The sequence below is a fragment of the Streptomyces sp. NPDC007856 genome (assembly GCF_042868225.1).
Lineage (GTDB): Bacteria > Actinomycetota > Actinomycetes > Streptomycetales > Streptomycetaceae > Streptomyces.
On record NZ_JBIAEC010000002.1, the window covers coordinates 627,966 to 642,960 of the forward strand.

Annotated in this window: 9 protein-coding genes; 5 read left to right on the forward strand and 4 right to left on the reverse strand. The window is 70.5% G+C overall.

The genetic code is table 11. The features are described 5' to 3' along the window. The first annotated feature begins 289 nt into the window (after positions 1 to 289). The gene (locus ACFYOH_RS07385; protein ID WP_388622091.1) at positions 290 to 1,051 is read left to right on the forward strand and encodes a hypothetical protein; all 762 of its coding nucleotides are present in this window, start codon (positions 290 to 292) and stop codon (positions 1,049 to 1,051) included. 227 nt (positions 1,052 to 1,278) lie between these two features. Here the strand turns inward: ACFYOH_RS07385 and ACFYOH_RS07390 are convergent, their stop codons facing one another. The 3 genes from ACFYOH_RS07390 to ACFYOH_RS07400 all read right to left on the reverse strand — a co-directional run bounded on the left by ACFYOH_RS07390 (position 1,279) and on the right by ACFYOH_RS07400 (position 6,563). Continuing rightward, positions 1,279 to 2,004: a class I SAM-dependent methyltransferase gene (locus ACFYOH_RS07390; RefSeq protein WP_388622093.1), complete on the reverse strand. Its 726-nt coding sequence runs from the start codon at positions 2,002 to 2,004 to the stop codon at positions 1,279 to 1,281. A gap of 195 nt (positions 2,005 to 2,199) precedes the next feature. Then, positions 2,200 to 4,920, reverse strand: a complete 2,721-nt coding sequence (gene ppdK, locus ACFYOH_RS07395) for a pyruvate, phosphate dikinase (protein WP_388622095.1) — start codon at positions 4,918 to 4,920, stop codon at positions 2,200 to 2,202. A 422-nt stretch (positions 4,921 to 5,342) separates the two neighbouring features. Further along, a complete protein-coding gene (locus ACFYOH_RS07400; RefSeq protein WP_388622096.1) occupies positions 5,343 to 6,563 on the reverse strand; it encodes an ROK family protein in 1,221 nt (406 codons plus the stop codon). Positions 6,564 to 6,694: 131 nt separating this feature from the next. On the opposite strand from ACFYOH_RS07400, the gene ACFYOH_RS07405 reads away from it, so the two are divergent. The 3 genes from ACFYOH_RS07405 to ACFYOH_RS07415 all read left to right on the forward strand — a co-directional run bounded on the left by ACFYOH_RS07405 (position 6,695) and on the right by ACFYOH_RS07415 (position 12,160). Further along, complete coding sequence (locus tag ACFYOH_RS07405; RefSeq protein WP_388622098.1) at positions 6,695 to 8,218, forward strand: hypothetical protein; 1,524 nt, start codon at positions 6,695 to 6,697, stop codon at positions 8,216 to 8,218. Then, entirely contained in the window at positions 8,215 to 10,152 is a 1,938-nt protein-coding gene (locus ACFYOH_RS07410; RefSeq protein WP_388622099.1) for a glycogen debranching N-terminal domain-containing protein, read from the forward strand. The genes ACFYOH_RS07405 and ACFYOH_RS07410 overlap by 4 nt, the downstream gene beginning before the upstream one ends. A 202-nt stretch (positions 10,153 to 10,354) precedes the next feature. Beyond that, entirely contained in the window at positions 10,355 to 12,160 is a 1,806-nt protein-coding gene (locus ACFYOH_RS07415; protein WP_388622101.1) for a CDP-alcohol phosphatidyltransferase, read from the forward strand. On the opposite strand, the gene dusB is transcribed toward ACFYOH_RS07415, so the two are convergent. Continuing rightward, positions 12,161 to 13,294, reverse strand: coding sequence for a tRNA dihydrouridine synthase DusB (dusB, locus tag ACFYOH_RS07420; RefSeq protein ID WP_388622102.1), 1,134 nt, complete (start codon positions 13,292 to 13,294; stop codon positions 12,161 to 12,163). It lies immediately after the preceding gene. Between the two features lie 226 nt (positions 13,295 to 13,520). Here dusB and ACFYOH_RS07425 point away from each other — a divergent pair, with 226 nt between their 5' ends. Next, positions 13,521 to 14,960 (forward strand): MFS transporter, encoded by a 1,440-nt coding sequence (locus tag ACFYOH_RS07425; RefSeq protein WP_388622104.1) that lies wholly within the window; start codon positions 13,521 to 13,523, stop codon positions 14,958 to 14,960. Positions 14,961 to 14,995 lie beyond the last annotated feature (35 nt).

A 14,995-nucleotide genomic window follows, 5' to 3' on the forward strand; every position in this document is an offset into this window, starting at 1 on the left:
ACTCGCCGATGCTTCCCGGCGACCCACCACCATTGCGGGTGACTAGATGTCAGAAGATCACCCGCAAGGGCTAACTGCCGCTCAACTCCGCCTATTGGCACGGAGGTTGCTGGCTCATCAGCTCTGCTTCGGAGCGGGATGGAGGGCCTCCGTATACCCGATCAGTCCCACGAAACCGAGATCCCGATTTGCTCGATATGACAGCAATAAGAGGTGTTAGTACGTTCAATCACGCACCGTCTGCCACAGCGGGCGCTTCCCTCTCGGTCTCAGAAGGAGAACAAGCGGCATGTCCATGAACCGTTCCCACGCGATCGCCACGGCCGTCGCAGCCGCCGCGGCCCTGACCGCGACTGGTATCACCTACGCCTCGGCCGCCTCACCGCCGGTTCCCCAGTCCGCCCCGGCGGCTGCCATGGCGGCACCGCTCGGCGGCCCCAGCACCCCCAACACCGAAGGCAAGGGCAACGAAAGAAGAGGAGGAAGGGAGTTCCGCCCCCACTTCGAGGGCAGGGTCTTCATCAACGAGCGCGAATACTCCGGCCGCCCCGACGGCTGCATCACCGTCGTCAGCGGCCTGGGTGCCAAGACTCTCAACATCCGCAACGACAGCCGCAACGTGGTCGAGGTCTTCCGCGGGGCCGTCTGCGACAACGGCGCCCCCATCGCCATCGTCGGCCCCCACAGCGACGCCAACGGTGTCTGCCCGAAGTTCAGGGACGAGGACGAGCGCGAGCGCGAGCACGAGAACGAGAACTGCGAGGAGCGCGAGCACCACGAGAAGGGCGAGCACCACGAGAAGGGTGAACACCGCGAGAAGGGCGAGCACGACGAGAAGGGTGAACACCGCGAGAAGGGCGAGCACGACGAGAAGGGTGAACGCCACGAGAAGGGCGAGCACCACGAGAAGGGTGAACACCACGAGGACGAGGACGGCGTGAAGGTAAAGAACGGAGTCATCGCCAGCTTCCGCGTCATCTGTCGCCATGGCGAGGGCGGCGGATTCGGCGAAGGCGGCGGATTCGGCGAGGGCGGCGGATTCGGCAAATAATGCCAGCAGCTGCCTGATGCACATGCTGGAGAACGCCGGCCCACCGGAATCGGGCCGGCGCCCTCCGGCTAGGCGCACAATACAGGATCCCGGCCCGCCGTAATCGGGCCGGGATCCTGTTGTGCAATGGCTGACGGGCCGTAAGCCTTGGCCTGGTATGCGGTGACGCGCCTTTAAAGCCATAAGCGCCCCGCACGTAGCGGCTACCCATTCCCGCAAATAGCGACCTACCTTGCCTCTCGCTGCTCCGATAGAAACGTCGCCTCTGCCGGCATTCCCTTTGACAACCGCCAAAGGTCACCGGGCTTTTCGGGCTTGCGGGCCAGCAGGCAGGCGTGCGGTCTGCTCACCCGTCCGCCAGGCTCCTGCTCCAGCCTCGCGGTGACGACGAGTCCGGCCTGCTCCAGCAGGCCGATCACGCGGTTCAGGGGCACGAGATACGACTCGTAGGACACCGGACGGCCATAGCCCTGGGTGGGCTGCAGCCGTTCATCGCCGACATAGTCTCCCCAGAGCAGGTAGCCGCCGGGCGCGAGCGTGCGGTGGAACTCGGCGAACACCGCCGGCAGCCACTGCGGGGGCGTGTGGTGGGTGGAGTACCAGGCCAGGATGCCGCCGAGGTCGTCGTCCCTCATCTCCAGCGCGGTCATCGAGCCCGCGGTGAACCGCAGGTTCGGATAGGCGTGCCGGGCCAGCCCGATCATCTTCGGTGACAGATCGACGCCGAAGGCGGACACTCCCAGCCCGGCCAGGTGCGCCGTCACGCGTCCGGGGCCGCACCCCAGGTCCGCGACCGGCCCCAGACCGGCCGTCCGCACGAGTTCGGCGAACCCCGCCAGCATCGCGCGTGACAGCGGGTCCATCTCGGCTGGAGGCGGGACGCGTTCGACGTAATCGGCGGCGACCGTGTCGTACGACTCACGGACGGCGGTCAGGAAGGAGGGCTCAGCCATGCGGGCGACCCTAGACCGGAGAACCGACTGGAGGGCACGACGAGGGCACCACGGCTTCGGACCACAGACGATGCACGGAGAGGCGGCACCCCCGCACAGGGTGTCGCCTCTCCTCTTTCGTGCGCCGGAGCCGCCGCCGATCGGTGAGGGTCGGGGACCAGCGGCGGCTCCGGGGTTCACGGGGCCCCTGAGGGCCTAGCGGTGGTCGCTGCCCACCGACTGGGTTGCCGCGCGGCCTGCCTCGAGGCGGGCCACGGGGATGCGGAAGGGGGAGCAGGAGACGTAGTCCAGGCCGACCTCGTGGAAGAAGTGGACGGACTCGGGGTCACCGCCGTGCTCGCCGCAGACGCCGAGCTTCAGGTCGGGGCGGGTACGCCGGCCCGCCTCCGCCGCCGACTTCACCAGGGAGCCGACGCCGTCCCTGTCGATCGTCTCGAAGGGGCTGACGCCGAAGATGCCCTTCTCCAGGTACGCGGTGAAGAAGGAGGCTTCGACGTCGTCGCGGCTGAAGCCCCACACCGTCTGCGTCAGGTCGTTCGTGCCGAAGCTGAAGAACTCCGCCGCCTCGGCGATCTGTCCCGCCGTCAGGGCGGCTCGCGGGAGTTCGATCATCGTGCCGATCGCCAGCTTCAGCGCCGTACCCGTCGCCGCCTCGACCTCCGCGATGACCTTGTCGGCCTCCTCGCGGACGATCTCCAGCTCCTGGACCGTGCCGACGAGCGGGATCATGATCTCCGCGCGCGGGTCGCCCTTCGCGGACTTGCGTTCCGCCGCCGCCTCGGCGATCGCGCGGACCTGCATCGTGAACAGGCCGGGGATGACCAGGCCGAGGCGGACGCCGCGCAGGCCGAGCATCGGGTTCTGCTCGTGCAGGCGGTGTACCGCCTGGAGCAGGCGGAGCTCGTTCTCGTGCGGTTCCTGGCGGGACTCGGCCAGGGCCACGCGGACCGACAGCTCGGTGATGTCAGGGAGGAACTCGTGCAGCGGCGGGTCCAGGAGACGGATCGTCACCGGGAGGCCGTCCATCGCCTCGAAGAGCTCGACGAAGTCCGACTTCTGGAGGGGGAGCAGGTCCGACAGGGCCGCCTCGCGCTCCTCCTCCGTGTCCGCGAGGATCAGCTTCTCGACCATCTCACGGCGCTCGCCGAGGAACATGTGCTCCGTGCGGCACAGGCCGATGCCCTGGGCGCCGAAGCGGCGGGCGCGCAGCGCGTCCTCCGCGTTGTCCGCGTTGGCGCGCACCCGCAGGCGGCGCTTGCGGTCGGCGAAGGCCATCATGCGGTGGACCGCCTCGACCAGCTCGTCCGCGTCGTCGGCGCCCGGGTGCATCCGGCCCTCGAAGTACTCGACCACGGGGGACGGGACCACCGGGACCTCGCCCAGGTAGACCTTGCCGGAGGAGCCGTCGATGGAGATCACGTCGCCTTCCTCGACGACGTGGCCGCCGGGGACCGTCATGCGACGGCGCTTGGTGTCGACCTCCAGCTCCTCCGCGCCGCACACACACGTCTTGCCCATGCCACGGGCCACCACGGCGGCGTGGGAGGTCTTGCCGCCGCGCGACGTCAGGATGCCCTCCGCCGCGATCATGCCGTCCAGGTCGTCCGGGTTCGTCTCGCGGCGGACCAGGATGACCTTCTCGCCCGAGCGGGACCACTTGACGGCCGTGTAGGAGTCGAAGACCGCCCGGCCCACCGCGGCGCCGGGTGATGCGGCGATGCCGCGCGCCACCTTGTCGACCTTCGCCTGCTCGTCGAAGCGCGGGAACATCAGCTGGGCCAGCTGGGCGCCGGTGACGCGCTGGAGCGCCTCCGTCTCGTCGATCAGGCCCTGGTCGACCAGCTGGGTCGCGATGCGGAAGGCGGCGCCCGCCGTGCGCTTGCCCACGCGGGTCTGGAGCATCCACAGCTGACCGCGCTCGATCGTGAACTCGATGTCGCACAGGTCCTTGTAGTGGTTCTCCAGCGTCTCCATGATCTGCATGAGCTGGTCGTACGACTTCTTGTCGATCGACTCCAGCTCCGCGAGCGGGACGGTGTTGCGGATGCCGGCGACGACGTCCTCGCCCTGGGCGTTCTGCAGGTAGTCGCCGTAGACGCCCTGGTGGCCGGAGGCGGGGTCACGGGTGAAGGCGACGCCCGTGCCGGAGTCGGGGCCGAGGTTGCCGAAGACCATGGAGCAGACGTTGACGGCCGTACCGAGGTCGTGCGGGATGCGCTCCTGGCGGCGGTAGAGCTTGGCGCGGTCGCCGTTCCAGGAATCGAAGACCGCCTTGATGGCGAGGTCCATCTGCTCGCGCGGGTCCTGCGGGAAGTCCCGGCCGGCCTCCGCCTTGACGATCTTCTTGAACTTGGTGACCAGCTTCTTCAGGTCGGCGGCCTCCAGGTCGGTGTCGACCGTGACCTTCTTGGCCTCCTTGGCCGCCTCGAGGGCCTCCTCGAAGAGGTCGCCGTCGACGCCGAGGACGGTCTTGCCGAACATCTGGATCAGGCGCCGGTAGGAGTCCCAGGCGAACCGGTCGTCGCCGGCCTGCTTGGCCAGGCCCTGCACCGACTTGTCGGACAGGCCGATGTTCAGGACCGTGTCCATCATGCCGGGCATGGAGAACTTCGCGCCGGAACGGACCGACACCAGAAGAGGGTTGTCGGGCTGGCCGAGCTTCTTGCCCATGCGGGACTCGAGGGCGTCGAGGTGCGCACTCACCTCGTCACGCAGCGCCGCGGGCTCCTCACCGCTGTCCAGGTAGACCTTGCAGGCCTCGGTGGTGATGGTGAAGCCGGGAGGGACCGGCAGACCGAGGTTGGTCATCTCGGCGAGGTTGGCGCCCTTGCCGCCGAGGAGGTCCTTGAGGTCCTTGTTGCCCTCGGTGAAGTCGTAAACGAACTTCACTACGTGGGGTTCTTTGTTTTCCGACACGGGTCTCGACTCCTTGAGGCCACGGTGGCTGCCCTGACGGCGAGGAACATACCCAGATCGAAGGCGCATGGGTACGTCCACTTGCGCGTCATGAGCCCGTAACCACTCGTCCGCCAGCGGATCGAAAGTCAAGGCTTGGCAAGCAAGCACCGCCAGATGTCTTCACTTCTTGAACGCAAGTATGCCCAGAGGCTGGGTTTTTCGCTCAGATGAGCGGGCATCCCGCACGTCTGATTTCGATCGATGAACGATCAAGGGGTGGCACCCAGTGCCACCCCTTGGAGAAGTGCAGTCGCTCATGATCCGCTCATCTGAGCGCAACCCTTATCAAGGGTGGCGAGAATCACGCTGCCACAGCCCGCCGGATTTCACCATGCGGACCGCTTCCCGGTACCCGGAAACACCCACGTCACACGCCCGCCTCAGACACCCAGTGCCCGCAGCCGCTCCTCCGCCCGCTCCGGCGCGTAGAGGTGTTCCACGACCAGCGCCCCCGCTCCGATGAGCGCGGCCCGCTCCCCCAGCCGGGAGGTCACGACCTGGAGGTGCGCCGTGGAGCGCGGCAGCGCCCGCTGGTAGAGAAGTTCCCGGACGCCGGTGAGGAAGGGGGTCCCGGCCAGGTCGCCCGCGATCATCAGCACCCCGGGGTTCAGCAGGGTCACCACCGTCGCCAGTACGTCACCGACCCGCCGCCCCGCCTCCCGGGCCAGCGCCGCCGCCTCCGGATGCCCGGCGGCCAGCAGATCCCGTACGTCCGCGCCGGACGCGGCCGGCACCCCGCTCTCGGCCAGCCGCCGGGCTACGGCGCCCCCGCTCGCGACGGCGGCGAGACAGCCGTGCGAACCGCAGCGGCACAGCGCGTCCGCGCCGACCCGGATGTGCCCGATGTCGCCGGCGCCGCCGTCGATGCCCCGGTAGATCGAGCCGTCCACGACCACCCCGGCGCCGATGCCGGTGGACACCTTGACCAGGACGAAGGCCGCGCAGTCGGGGTGGCCGGCGCGCTGTTCGCCGTACGCCATGAGGTTCGCGTCGTTGTCGACCAGGACGGGGACCACCGGGGCACCGGTGTGTTCGGTGAAGGCGCGGGAGAGACGGCCCGCCAGGTCATAGCCGTCCCAGCCCGGCATCATCGGCGGCTGCACCACCCGGCCGGTCCCGGTGTCCACCGGGCCGGGCACGGCGAGCCCGATGCCGCAGACCTCCGCCGGCGGACGCCCGGTCTTCTTCAGCAACTCGCCGAACCAGCGGCTCAGTTCGGGCAGTACGGCCTCCGGGCCGTCCCCGATCACGAGCGTCCCCGAGTGCTCGGCGAGGATCTCGCCGGTCAGGGAGAGTACGGCCGCGCGGGCGTGCCGGGTGTCCAGGTCGGCGGCGAGGACGACGGCGTGGGAGTCGTCGAACTCCAGGGTGATGGAGGGACGGCCGCCGAGCGGCGAGTCGACCGGGCCGCCGGCGCCCTCGCGCAGCCAGCCGGCCCGGAAGAGGCGGTCCAGGCGCTGCCCGACGGTCGCGCGGGACAGTCCGGTCGCCTGCTGGAGCGCACCGCGCGTCACCGCCCGTCCGCTGCGGACGAGTTCGAGCAGCTCGCCGGCGCCGGCCGGAGCGCCGGTCTTCCCGTTTCTTCCCGGACGTTCGGTCATGCGCACCCCCTTGTGTTTCCCAAGCCTGCATTACATATTGAGTTTTGCGTGTTAAATAGACGTAACTCTACGACGGTTACCACCAAACCCGGTCGGCCCGGCCGGGTGTCTTCGTCTTCGGGGAGCCCCGAGTGGATCTCAGCACGCAGCTCACCGTCCGTCCCGCGGAGCCCGCGAAGGACGAGACCGCGGGTGATCCCCCGCTCTCCGGCTGTTCCCTGCCCGTCCGGGCGGCCCGGGTGCTCGACGCGAACTGGACGGGCGCCTCGACGGTCCCCTCCCGCAGCCTGTATCCGCACCAGTGGTCCTGGGACTCGGCTTTCATCGCGATCGGCCTGCGGCATGTCTCGCCGCTGCGGGCCCAGACCGAGCTGGAGACACTGCTGGCCGCGCAGTGGGCAGACGGGCGCGTCCCGCACATCGTCTTCAACCCCTCCGTACCGCTCGACGCCTACTTCCCCAGCCCCGACTTCTGGCGCTCCTCCACCGCAGGTCGCGCGGCGGGCGCTCCGCGCACCGTACAGACGTCGGGGATCGTGCAGCCACCGGTGCACGCGCTCGCGGCCTGGCTGGTGCACCGCGCCGACCCCGGGCTGTCGCGCGCCCGCGGCTTCCTGGCCCGGGTGTACCCGCGGCTGGCCGCCTGGCACCGCTATCTGCTGCACCGTCGGGACCTGGGCGGCGCGGGGCTGGTGTCCGTGGTCCACCCCTGGGAGCAGGGCATGGACAACAGCCCCTGCTGGGACGCCCCGCTCGCCCGGATCACCCCCGCCCCGGCCCGCTCCTTCCGCCGCGCCGACCTCGCCCACGGGTCGCCCGAGGACCGGCCGACGGATCTGGACTACGGACGGTACGTGCGGCTGGCCGCCGACTACCGGGACGCGGGGTACAGGGACGGGACAGGCGGAAGGCACGGGGACGGGACGGGCGGAAGGCACGGGGGCGCGAGGAACAGAGGCGGCGGCGGTGAATTCGCCGTGGAGGACCCGGCGTTCAACGCCCTGCTCATCGCCTCCGAACACGCGCTGGCCAGGATCGCCGAGGAACTCGGCGCCTCCGGCACCGCCCGGCACGCACGCGCCGAACGGCTGACCGAGGTGCTGGCGGAGCGGCTGTGGGACCCGGCGGCCGCGATGTTCCTGTGCCGGGACCTGCACGCCGACGGACCGATCCGTGAGCGGAGTGTCTCCGGGCTGGTGCCGTTGCTCCTCCCCGGGCTGCCGCGCGAGGTCGTCGACGCGCTCGTGCGCACCCTGTGCGGGCCGCACTTCGGGCTCGGCGGGCGGACCCGGCTCGTGCCCAGTTACGACCTGCTCGGCGAGGCCTTCGATCCGCACCGGTACTGGCGCGGGCCGGCCTGGTTCAACACGAGCTGGCTGCTGGAGCGGGGCCTGCGCGTGCACGGCGAGCGGGAGCGGGCCGACGCGCTGCGCGCGGCCGTGCTGCAGCTCGCCGAAGCCACCGGTTTCGCGGAGTACGTCGACCCGTACACCGGCGAGGCCTGCGGCGCGACCGGCTTCGGCTGGACCGCCGCGCTCGCCCTCGACCTGCACCACGAGCTGCACAAAGACCTTCCCAAGGGCACCCGCGAGGGCGTGTCCGAGGCGGCCACCGGCACGTTCGACAGAAGTGAAGAAGGAGGCGACCGGGCATGACGGACCGGCATCATCTGCTCGTGCACGGGGCGACGTTCGCCGCCGTGGGCGACCGGGGCGACATCAGCGGGGTCCGGGGCAGCGGCTCCCCGGACGGGTTGTTCGTACGGGACGCCCGGCACCTCAGCCGCTGGCAGCTCACCGTCGACGGCGCCGTGCCCGAGGTGCTGACCCCGGTGACCGACGGTGACGCGGCCCGCTGCGTCCTGGTCCCGCGCGGCGGCCGGCAGGAGCCTCCCGCGCACACCCTCTTCCGCCGACAGGCCGTCGGCGACAGCTCGTTCGTCGAATCGCTGCGGGTGACCAGCAACCGCCCGGTGCCGACCACCGTCCGGCTCGCCCTCACCGCCGACGCGGACTTCACCGACCAGTTCGAACTCCGCTCCGACCACCGCACCTACGCCAAGCCCGGCGCCGTGCGCTCCCGCGAAGTCCTCGACGACGGCATCGAGTTCACCTACCGGCGCGCCGAGTGGCAGTCCCGTACGACCATCACCGCCGACCCGGCTCCCGACGCCGTGGAGGAGACCGGCACGGGTGCCCGCCGCCTGGTGTGGACCCTCGATCTGCCACCGCACGGCACGACCGAGTTGCTGCTCCGCGTGATCGCCCGCCCGCACCGCGAGAAACGCGCCCTGCGCGTACCCCGCGACCCGGCCTCCGTGCGTGAGCAACTCCGCGTGCTGGAAGGTGAGTTCGTGGAGGGCGTGGCCTTCCCGACCGGCTGGCCGGAACTGGCGGCGGCCTGCGCGCGGGGCCTCGCCGACCTGGCGGCGCTCCAGGTGCCGGCGCGCGGGCCCGACGGCGAGGAACTGCGCGTCCCGGCCGGCGGCGCCCCCTGGTTCCTCGCCCTCCTGGCCCGGGACGCCCTGCTCACCTCCCTGTTCGCACTGCCGTACCGCCCCGAACTGGCCGCCGCCACGCTGCCCGCGCTCGCCGCGACCCAGGCCACCGGCAGCGGCCCGTCCCCGCTCGCCCAGCCCGGCAAGATCGTGCACGAGGTACGGCACGGCGAGCTGGCGCACTTCGGGCAGGTGCCGTTCGGCCGGTACTACGGCTCGGTCGACGCGACCCCGCTGTTCCTGATCCTGCTCGGCGCGTACGTCGAGCAGACCGGGGACACCGGCCCGGCCCGGCGGCTGGAGCCGCACGCGCGTGCCGCCGTCGGCTGGATGCTGGACCACGGCGGCCTGACCTCGCGCGGCTACCTCGTCTACCGCGCCGACGAGGGCGGCCTCGCCAACCAGAACTGGAAGGACTCCCCCGGCGCGATCTGCTGCGCCGACGGCACCCGGCCGACCGGCGCGGTGATGGCGGCGGGCGCGCAGGGCTACGCGTACGACGCGCTGCGCCGCACCGCGTGGCTGGCGCGGACGGCGTGGGGCGACGAGACGTACGGCGCCCTGCTGGAGCAGGCCGCCGCCGACCTGCGGGACCGGTTCCAGCGGGACTTCTGGATGCGGGAGCAGTCCTTCCCGGCGCTCGCGCTGGACGGCGAGGGCCACCGGATCGACGCACTGGCGTCCGACGCCGGGCATCTGCTGTGGTCCGGGCTGCTGGACAAGGAGTACGGCGAGGTGGTGGGCCGGCGGCTGCTGGAGCCGGACTTCTTCTCCGGGTGGGGTGTGCGGACGCTGGCCGCGGGGCAGGCGGCGTACCACCCGCTGTCCTATCACCGGGGTTCTGTGTGGCCGCATGACAACGCGCTGATCACGTTGGGGCTCGCGCGGTACGGACTGCATGACGAGGCCCGGGCGGTGGCGCGTGCGCTGATGGACGCGGCGTCGGTTGCGGGGCATCGGCTGCCGGAGGTGCTGGCCGGGTACGGGAGGGACACGCATCCGGAGCCGGTGCCGTATCCGCATGCGTGTGTGCGGGAGTCACGGTCGGCTGCGGTGCCGCTCGCGCTGTTGACAGCGGTCGGGGGTGCCTAGCGCCGTTGTCGACCGCGGGTTCGTTGTGGCTTGTCGCGCCCGCGCGGCGAAGCCGCATATCGACACAGCCCCGCGCCCCTCGGACTGGCGCACCGACCGTTTGCCAGGTGTTTGCCCGGTGCTTGTGAACAGGCGTGGCGAAGTGGCCGTACGGGACGGCAGATCGGGTCTCGCAGGGAAGGACGCCGGGTTGTCCCAGGACATGAGCACGCGCGAATCAGCCGCCGCAGAAGCCGAGGAGGCCGAGCCGGAGGCGTCGCCCGAACCCATACCCGGCCCGCAGCCCGCCCGGCGCCCGTGGACTGCCCGGCTCCGGCGTCCCTGGACCGCCTGGTCCACGTGGACGGGAAGGTGGCGGGCGGAGCATCCGGCCGGTGCTCAGGCGCTGTCCGCCACGGTCACCGTGGTCGCCGCCATGCTCGTCGTCGCCGCGCTGGTGATGCCCAGCTCCGTGGCCGACCTGCACCCTTCCAGGTTTTTGCGGATACCGGCGGAGGCCGTGATCGGGGCCGCGGTGATGATCGCGCTGCCCCGGCGGCCGCGGGTGGCGCTGGCCGTGGTGTCCGGGGTGGCGCTCGCCGCGATGGCCATGCTGAACCTGCTCGATGCGGGGTTCAACCAGTACCTCGGCCGTGGCTTCAACGTCGTGCTCGACTGGAGCCTGTTCGGCGACGCGGAGTCGTATCTGGAGGACTCCTACGGCCGTACGGCCACCCTCGTCGCCGTAGCCGGTGTGATCGTCCTCGTGCTGTCGGTCTTCGTCCTGCTGGCGCTGTCGATGGTCCGGCTGAGCAATCTGCTCGCCCGGCACCCCGCCACCGCGACCCGGGGCACGCTGGTCGCCGGGGTCGTGTGGATCACCTGCTCCTCCCTCGGCCTCCAGCTGTCCGGCGTGCCGCTCGCCGCCGACAGCACCGCGAACGCCCTGAAGGACCAGGTCCACCGGATCTCGAACACGCTCAAGGACGAGGCGGAGTTCCGGAAGGTGGCCAGGGTCGACGCCTTTGGGAACACACCGGGCAGCCAGCTGGTCCCGGATTTGCGGGGCAAGGACATGGTCTTCACGTTCATCGAGAGCTACGGGCGCAGCGCCGTCGAGGACCCGATCATGGCGCCCGGTGTCGACGCCACCCTCGACGCCCGCACCAAGGCCCTGGCCAAGGCGGGCTTCCACGCCAAGAGCGGATGGCTGACCTCGGCGACCTACGGCGGTAGCAGCTGGCTCGGGCACTCCACCACCATGTCGGGCCTGTGGATCAGCAACCAGCAGCGCTATCGCACGGTCATGGCGAGCGACCACATGAGCCTGACCGACGCGTTCAAGAAGACGGGCGCCTTCGACACGGTCGGGGTGATGCCGGGTGTGCAGAAGGCGTGGCCGGAGCAGAAGTGGTACGGCCTGGACAAGGTCTACAACGCCTTCCAACTCGGCTACAAGGGACCGAAGTTCAGCTGGTCGACCATGCCGGACCAGTACACGCTCCAGCAGTTCCAGGACCGGGTGCACAGCAAGCAGCCCGCCGCCGGCAAGTCACGGATGTCGCTGCTCATCCTGACCTCCAGCCACACGCCCTGGGCGCCGATCCCGAAGATGGTCGGCTGGGACCAGCTGGGCGACGGCTCCATCTTCAACGGCATCGAGAAGGCGGGCCACCCGTCCTCCTACACGCTCACCGACGACACGCACACCAAGGAGGAGTACGGCAAGTCCGTCCAGTACACGGTGACGGCGCTGACCGAGTGGCTGGAGCGGTACGGCACGAAGGACACCGTGCTGGTCTTCCTCGGCGACCACCAGCCGAACGCCCACGCCAGCGGCAACCATGCCAGCCGTGACGTGCCGGTCTCGATCGTCGCCAAGGACCCCACGGTCCTCGACAAGATCGCCGGCTGGGGCTGGACCGACGGCCTCCGCCCCGCGCACACCGCACCGGTCTGGAAGATGAGCGCCTTCCGCGACCGCTTCCTGTCGGCCTTCGGCTCGACACCGCATCCGAAGAAGAACTGATCAGCCGCCCGACGTGTCCAGCTCCGCGTCCTCGCCGACCCCCGCGCAGTCGTACGGGTCCTTCAGCCAGCCGTCCGGCAGCACCACGCGGTTGTTGCCGGACGTACGGCCGCGCGGCCCGTCCGCGCCGGTGGGCCACGGCTGGTCGAGGTCCAACTCGTCCAGCCCGGCGCGCAGTTCGTGCAGCGAGGACGTGATCGCCAGCCGCCCCCGCATCTCGGAGCCGACCGCGAAGCCCTTCAGGTACCAGGCGACGTGCTTGCGGAAGTCCACCACGCCCTTGGACTCGTCGCCGATCCACTCCCCGAGCAGGGTGGCGTGCCGGACCATGACGTCGGCGACTTCCCGGAGCGTCGGCCGCGCGAAGGACGTACGCCCCTCGAAGGCGGCGACCAGGTCGGCGAACAGCCACGGCCGCCCCAGGCAGCCGCGCCCGACCACGACCCCGTCGCAGCCCGTCTCCCGCACCATCCGCAGCGCGTCCTCGGCCGACCAGATGTCGCCGTTGCCGAGCACGGGGATCTCCGGGACGTGCTCCTTCAGCCGGGCGATGGCGTCCCAGTCGGCCGTGCCGCCGTAGTGCTGGGCGGCCGTGCGGCCGTGCAGGGCGATCGCCGTGACGCCCTCCTCGACGGCGATGCGACCGGCGTCGAGGAAGGTGATGTGGTCGTCGTCGATGCCCTTGCGCATCTTCATCGTGACCGGGAGGTCCCCGGCGCCGCTGACCGCCTCGCGCAGGATGGCCCGCAGCAGGTTCCGCTTGTACGGCAGGGCCGAGCCGCCGCCCTTGCGGGTCACCTTGGGGACCGGGCAGCCGAAGTTCAGGTCGATGTGGTCGGCCAGGTCCTCCTCCGCGATCATGCGGACGGCCTTGCCGACGGTCGCCGGGTCGACGCCGTACAGCTGGATCGAACGCGGCGTCTCGCTCGCGTCGAACCTGATCAGCTGCATGGTCTTCTCGTTGCGCTCGACCAGCGCCCGGGTCGTGATCATCTCGCTGACGAACAGGCCCTTGCCGTCGCTGAACTCCCTGCACAGGGTGCGGAAGGGCGCGTTGGTGATCCCCGCCATGGGTGCGAGCACGACGGGCGGCGTCACGGCGTGCGGGCCGATGGAGAGCGGGTGGGTGGTCATCAGACGACTCCGGGACGGATGTACAGCACAGGGCAAGCACCCATTGTCCCTCACCCCGCGGGCAGCTCGGTCTACGGCCGACCGTGAGGCTGGGCGTGCTTGACCTTCGGCTGCCGCGGGTACTGGGGCAGCCGCTGGGAGGGGCGCTCGAATGATCGTGTAGTGCCCATCAATTAGCCATACTATTAGTTAGACGCACTATCGAAATACGCGTACGATTGAAGCCATGCCTGAGCTGAGCCACCGCCGTCGCCTCCTCGTGCTCGCGATCTGCTGCATGAGCCTGCTGATCGTGAGCCTGGACAACACCGTGCTGAACGTGGCGCTGCCGTCCATGCAGCGCGATCTGCACGCCACCACCTCCGGCCTGCAGTGGACGATCGACGCCTACACCCTGGTGCTCGCCTCGCTGCTGATGCTCGCGGGCTCGACGGCCGACCGGATCGGCCGCAAGCGGGTATTCATGTCCGGCCTGGTGATCTTCTCCATCGGCTCGCTGCTGTGCTCGCTCGCGCCGAGCCTGTCGCTGCTGGTGGTGTTCCGGATGGTGCAGGCGATCGGCGGCTCGATGCTCAACCCGGTCGCCATGTCGATCATCACCAACACCTTCACCGACTCCCGGGAGCGGGCCCGTGCGATCGGCGTCTGGGGCGCGGTGGTCGGCATCTCCATGGCGGCCGGCCCGCTGGTCGGCGGTCTGCTGGTGCAGTCGGTGAGCTGGCGCGCGATCTTCTGGATCAACCTCCCGGTCGGCCTCGCGGCGCTCCTGCTCACCCTCCGCTTCGTCCCCGAGTCCCGCGCGCCCAAGGCCCGCCGTCCCGATCCGGTCGGCCAGCTGCTGGTCATCGCCCTGTTCGGCGCGCTGACGTACGGCATCATCGAGGCCCCGGACTCGGGCCTGAGCGCGGTGGCCCCGTTCATGGCGATCGCCTTCGTGGCCCTGCTCGGCCTGCTCTGGTACGAGCCCCGGCGCACCGAACCCCTCATCGACCTGCGCTTCTTCCGCTCGGCGCCGTTCAGTGGCGCCACGGTGATAGCGATCAGCGCGTTCGCGGCGCTGGGCGGCTTCCTCTTCCTGTCCACGCTCTATCTGCAGAACGTCCGCGGTCTCGACGCCCTGCACGCGGGCCTGTGGATGCTGCCGATGGCGGCGCCGACGTTCCTGTGCGCGCCGCTGTCCGGCCGCCTGGTGGGCAGCCGCGGGCCCCGCCTGCCCCTGCTGGTCGCCGGTACGGCGATGACGGCGAGCGGCGTCCTCTTCGCGGCCTTCGAGGCGGAGACCTCGAACACCACCCTCCTCGTCGGCTACGTCCTGTTCGGCATCGGCTTCGGCTTCGTGAACGCGCCGATCACCAACACGGCCGTCTCCGGCATGCCGCGCGCCCAGGCCGGGGTCGCCGCCGCGGTCGCCTCCACGAGCCGGCAGCTGGGCCAGACGCTCGGCGTCGCGGTGGTCGGCGCGGTCCTGGCCTCCGGTATCGGCTCGTCGCCCATGAAGCAGGCCTTCGTCTCGGCGGCCCGCCCCGGCTGGTGGATCCTCACTGTCTGTGGCCTGGCCGTGCTCGTCCTCGGCCTCCTCACCAGCGGCCACTGGGCCCACCGCACCGCGGAACGCACGGCCGAGACCCTGGAGTCCGCGGAGATCCGCCAGACGGTCGGAGCCTGAGCGCTCCGCTGGAAGGGCCGCGCTGTGCCGTCGTT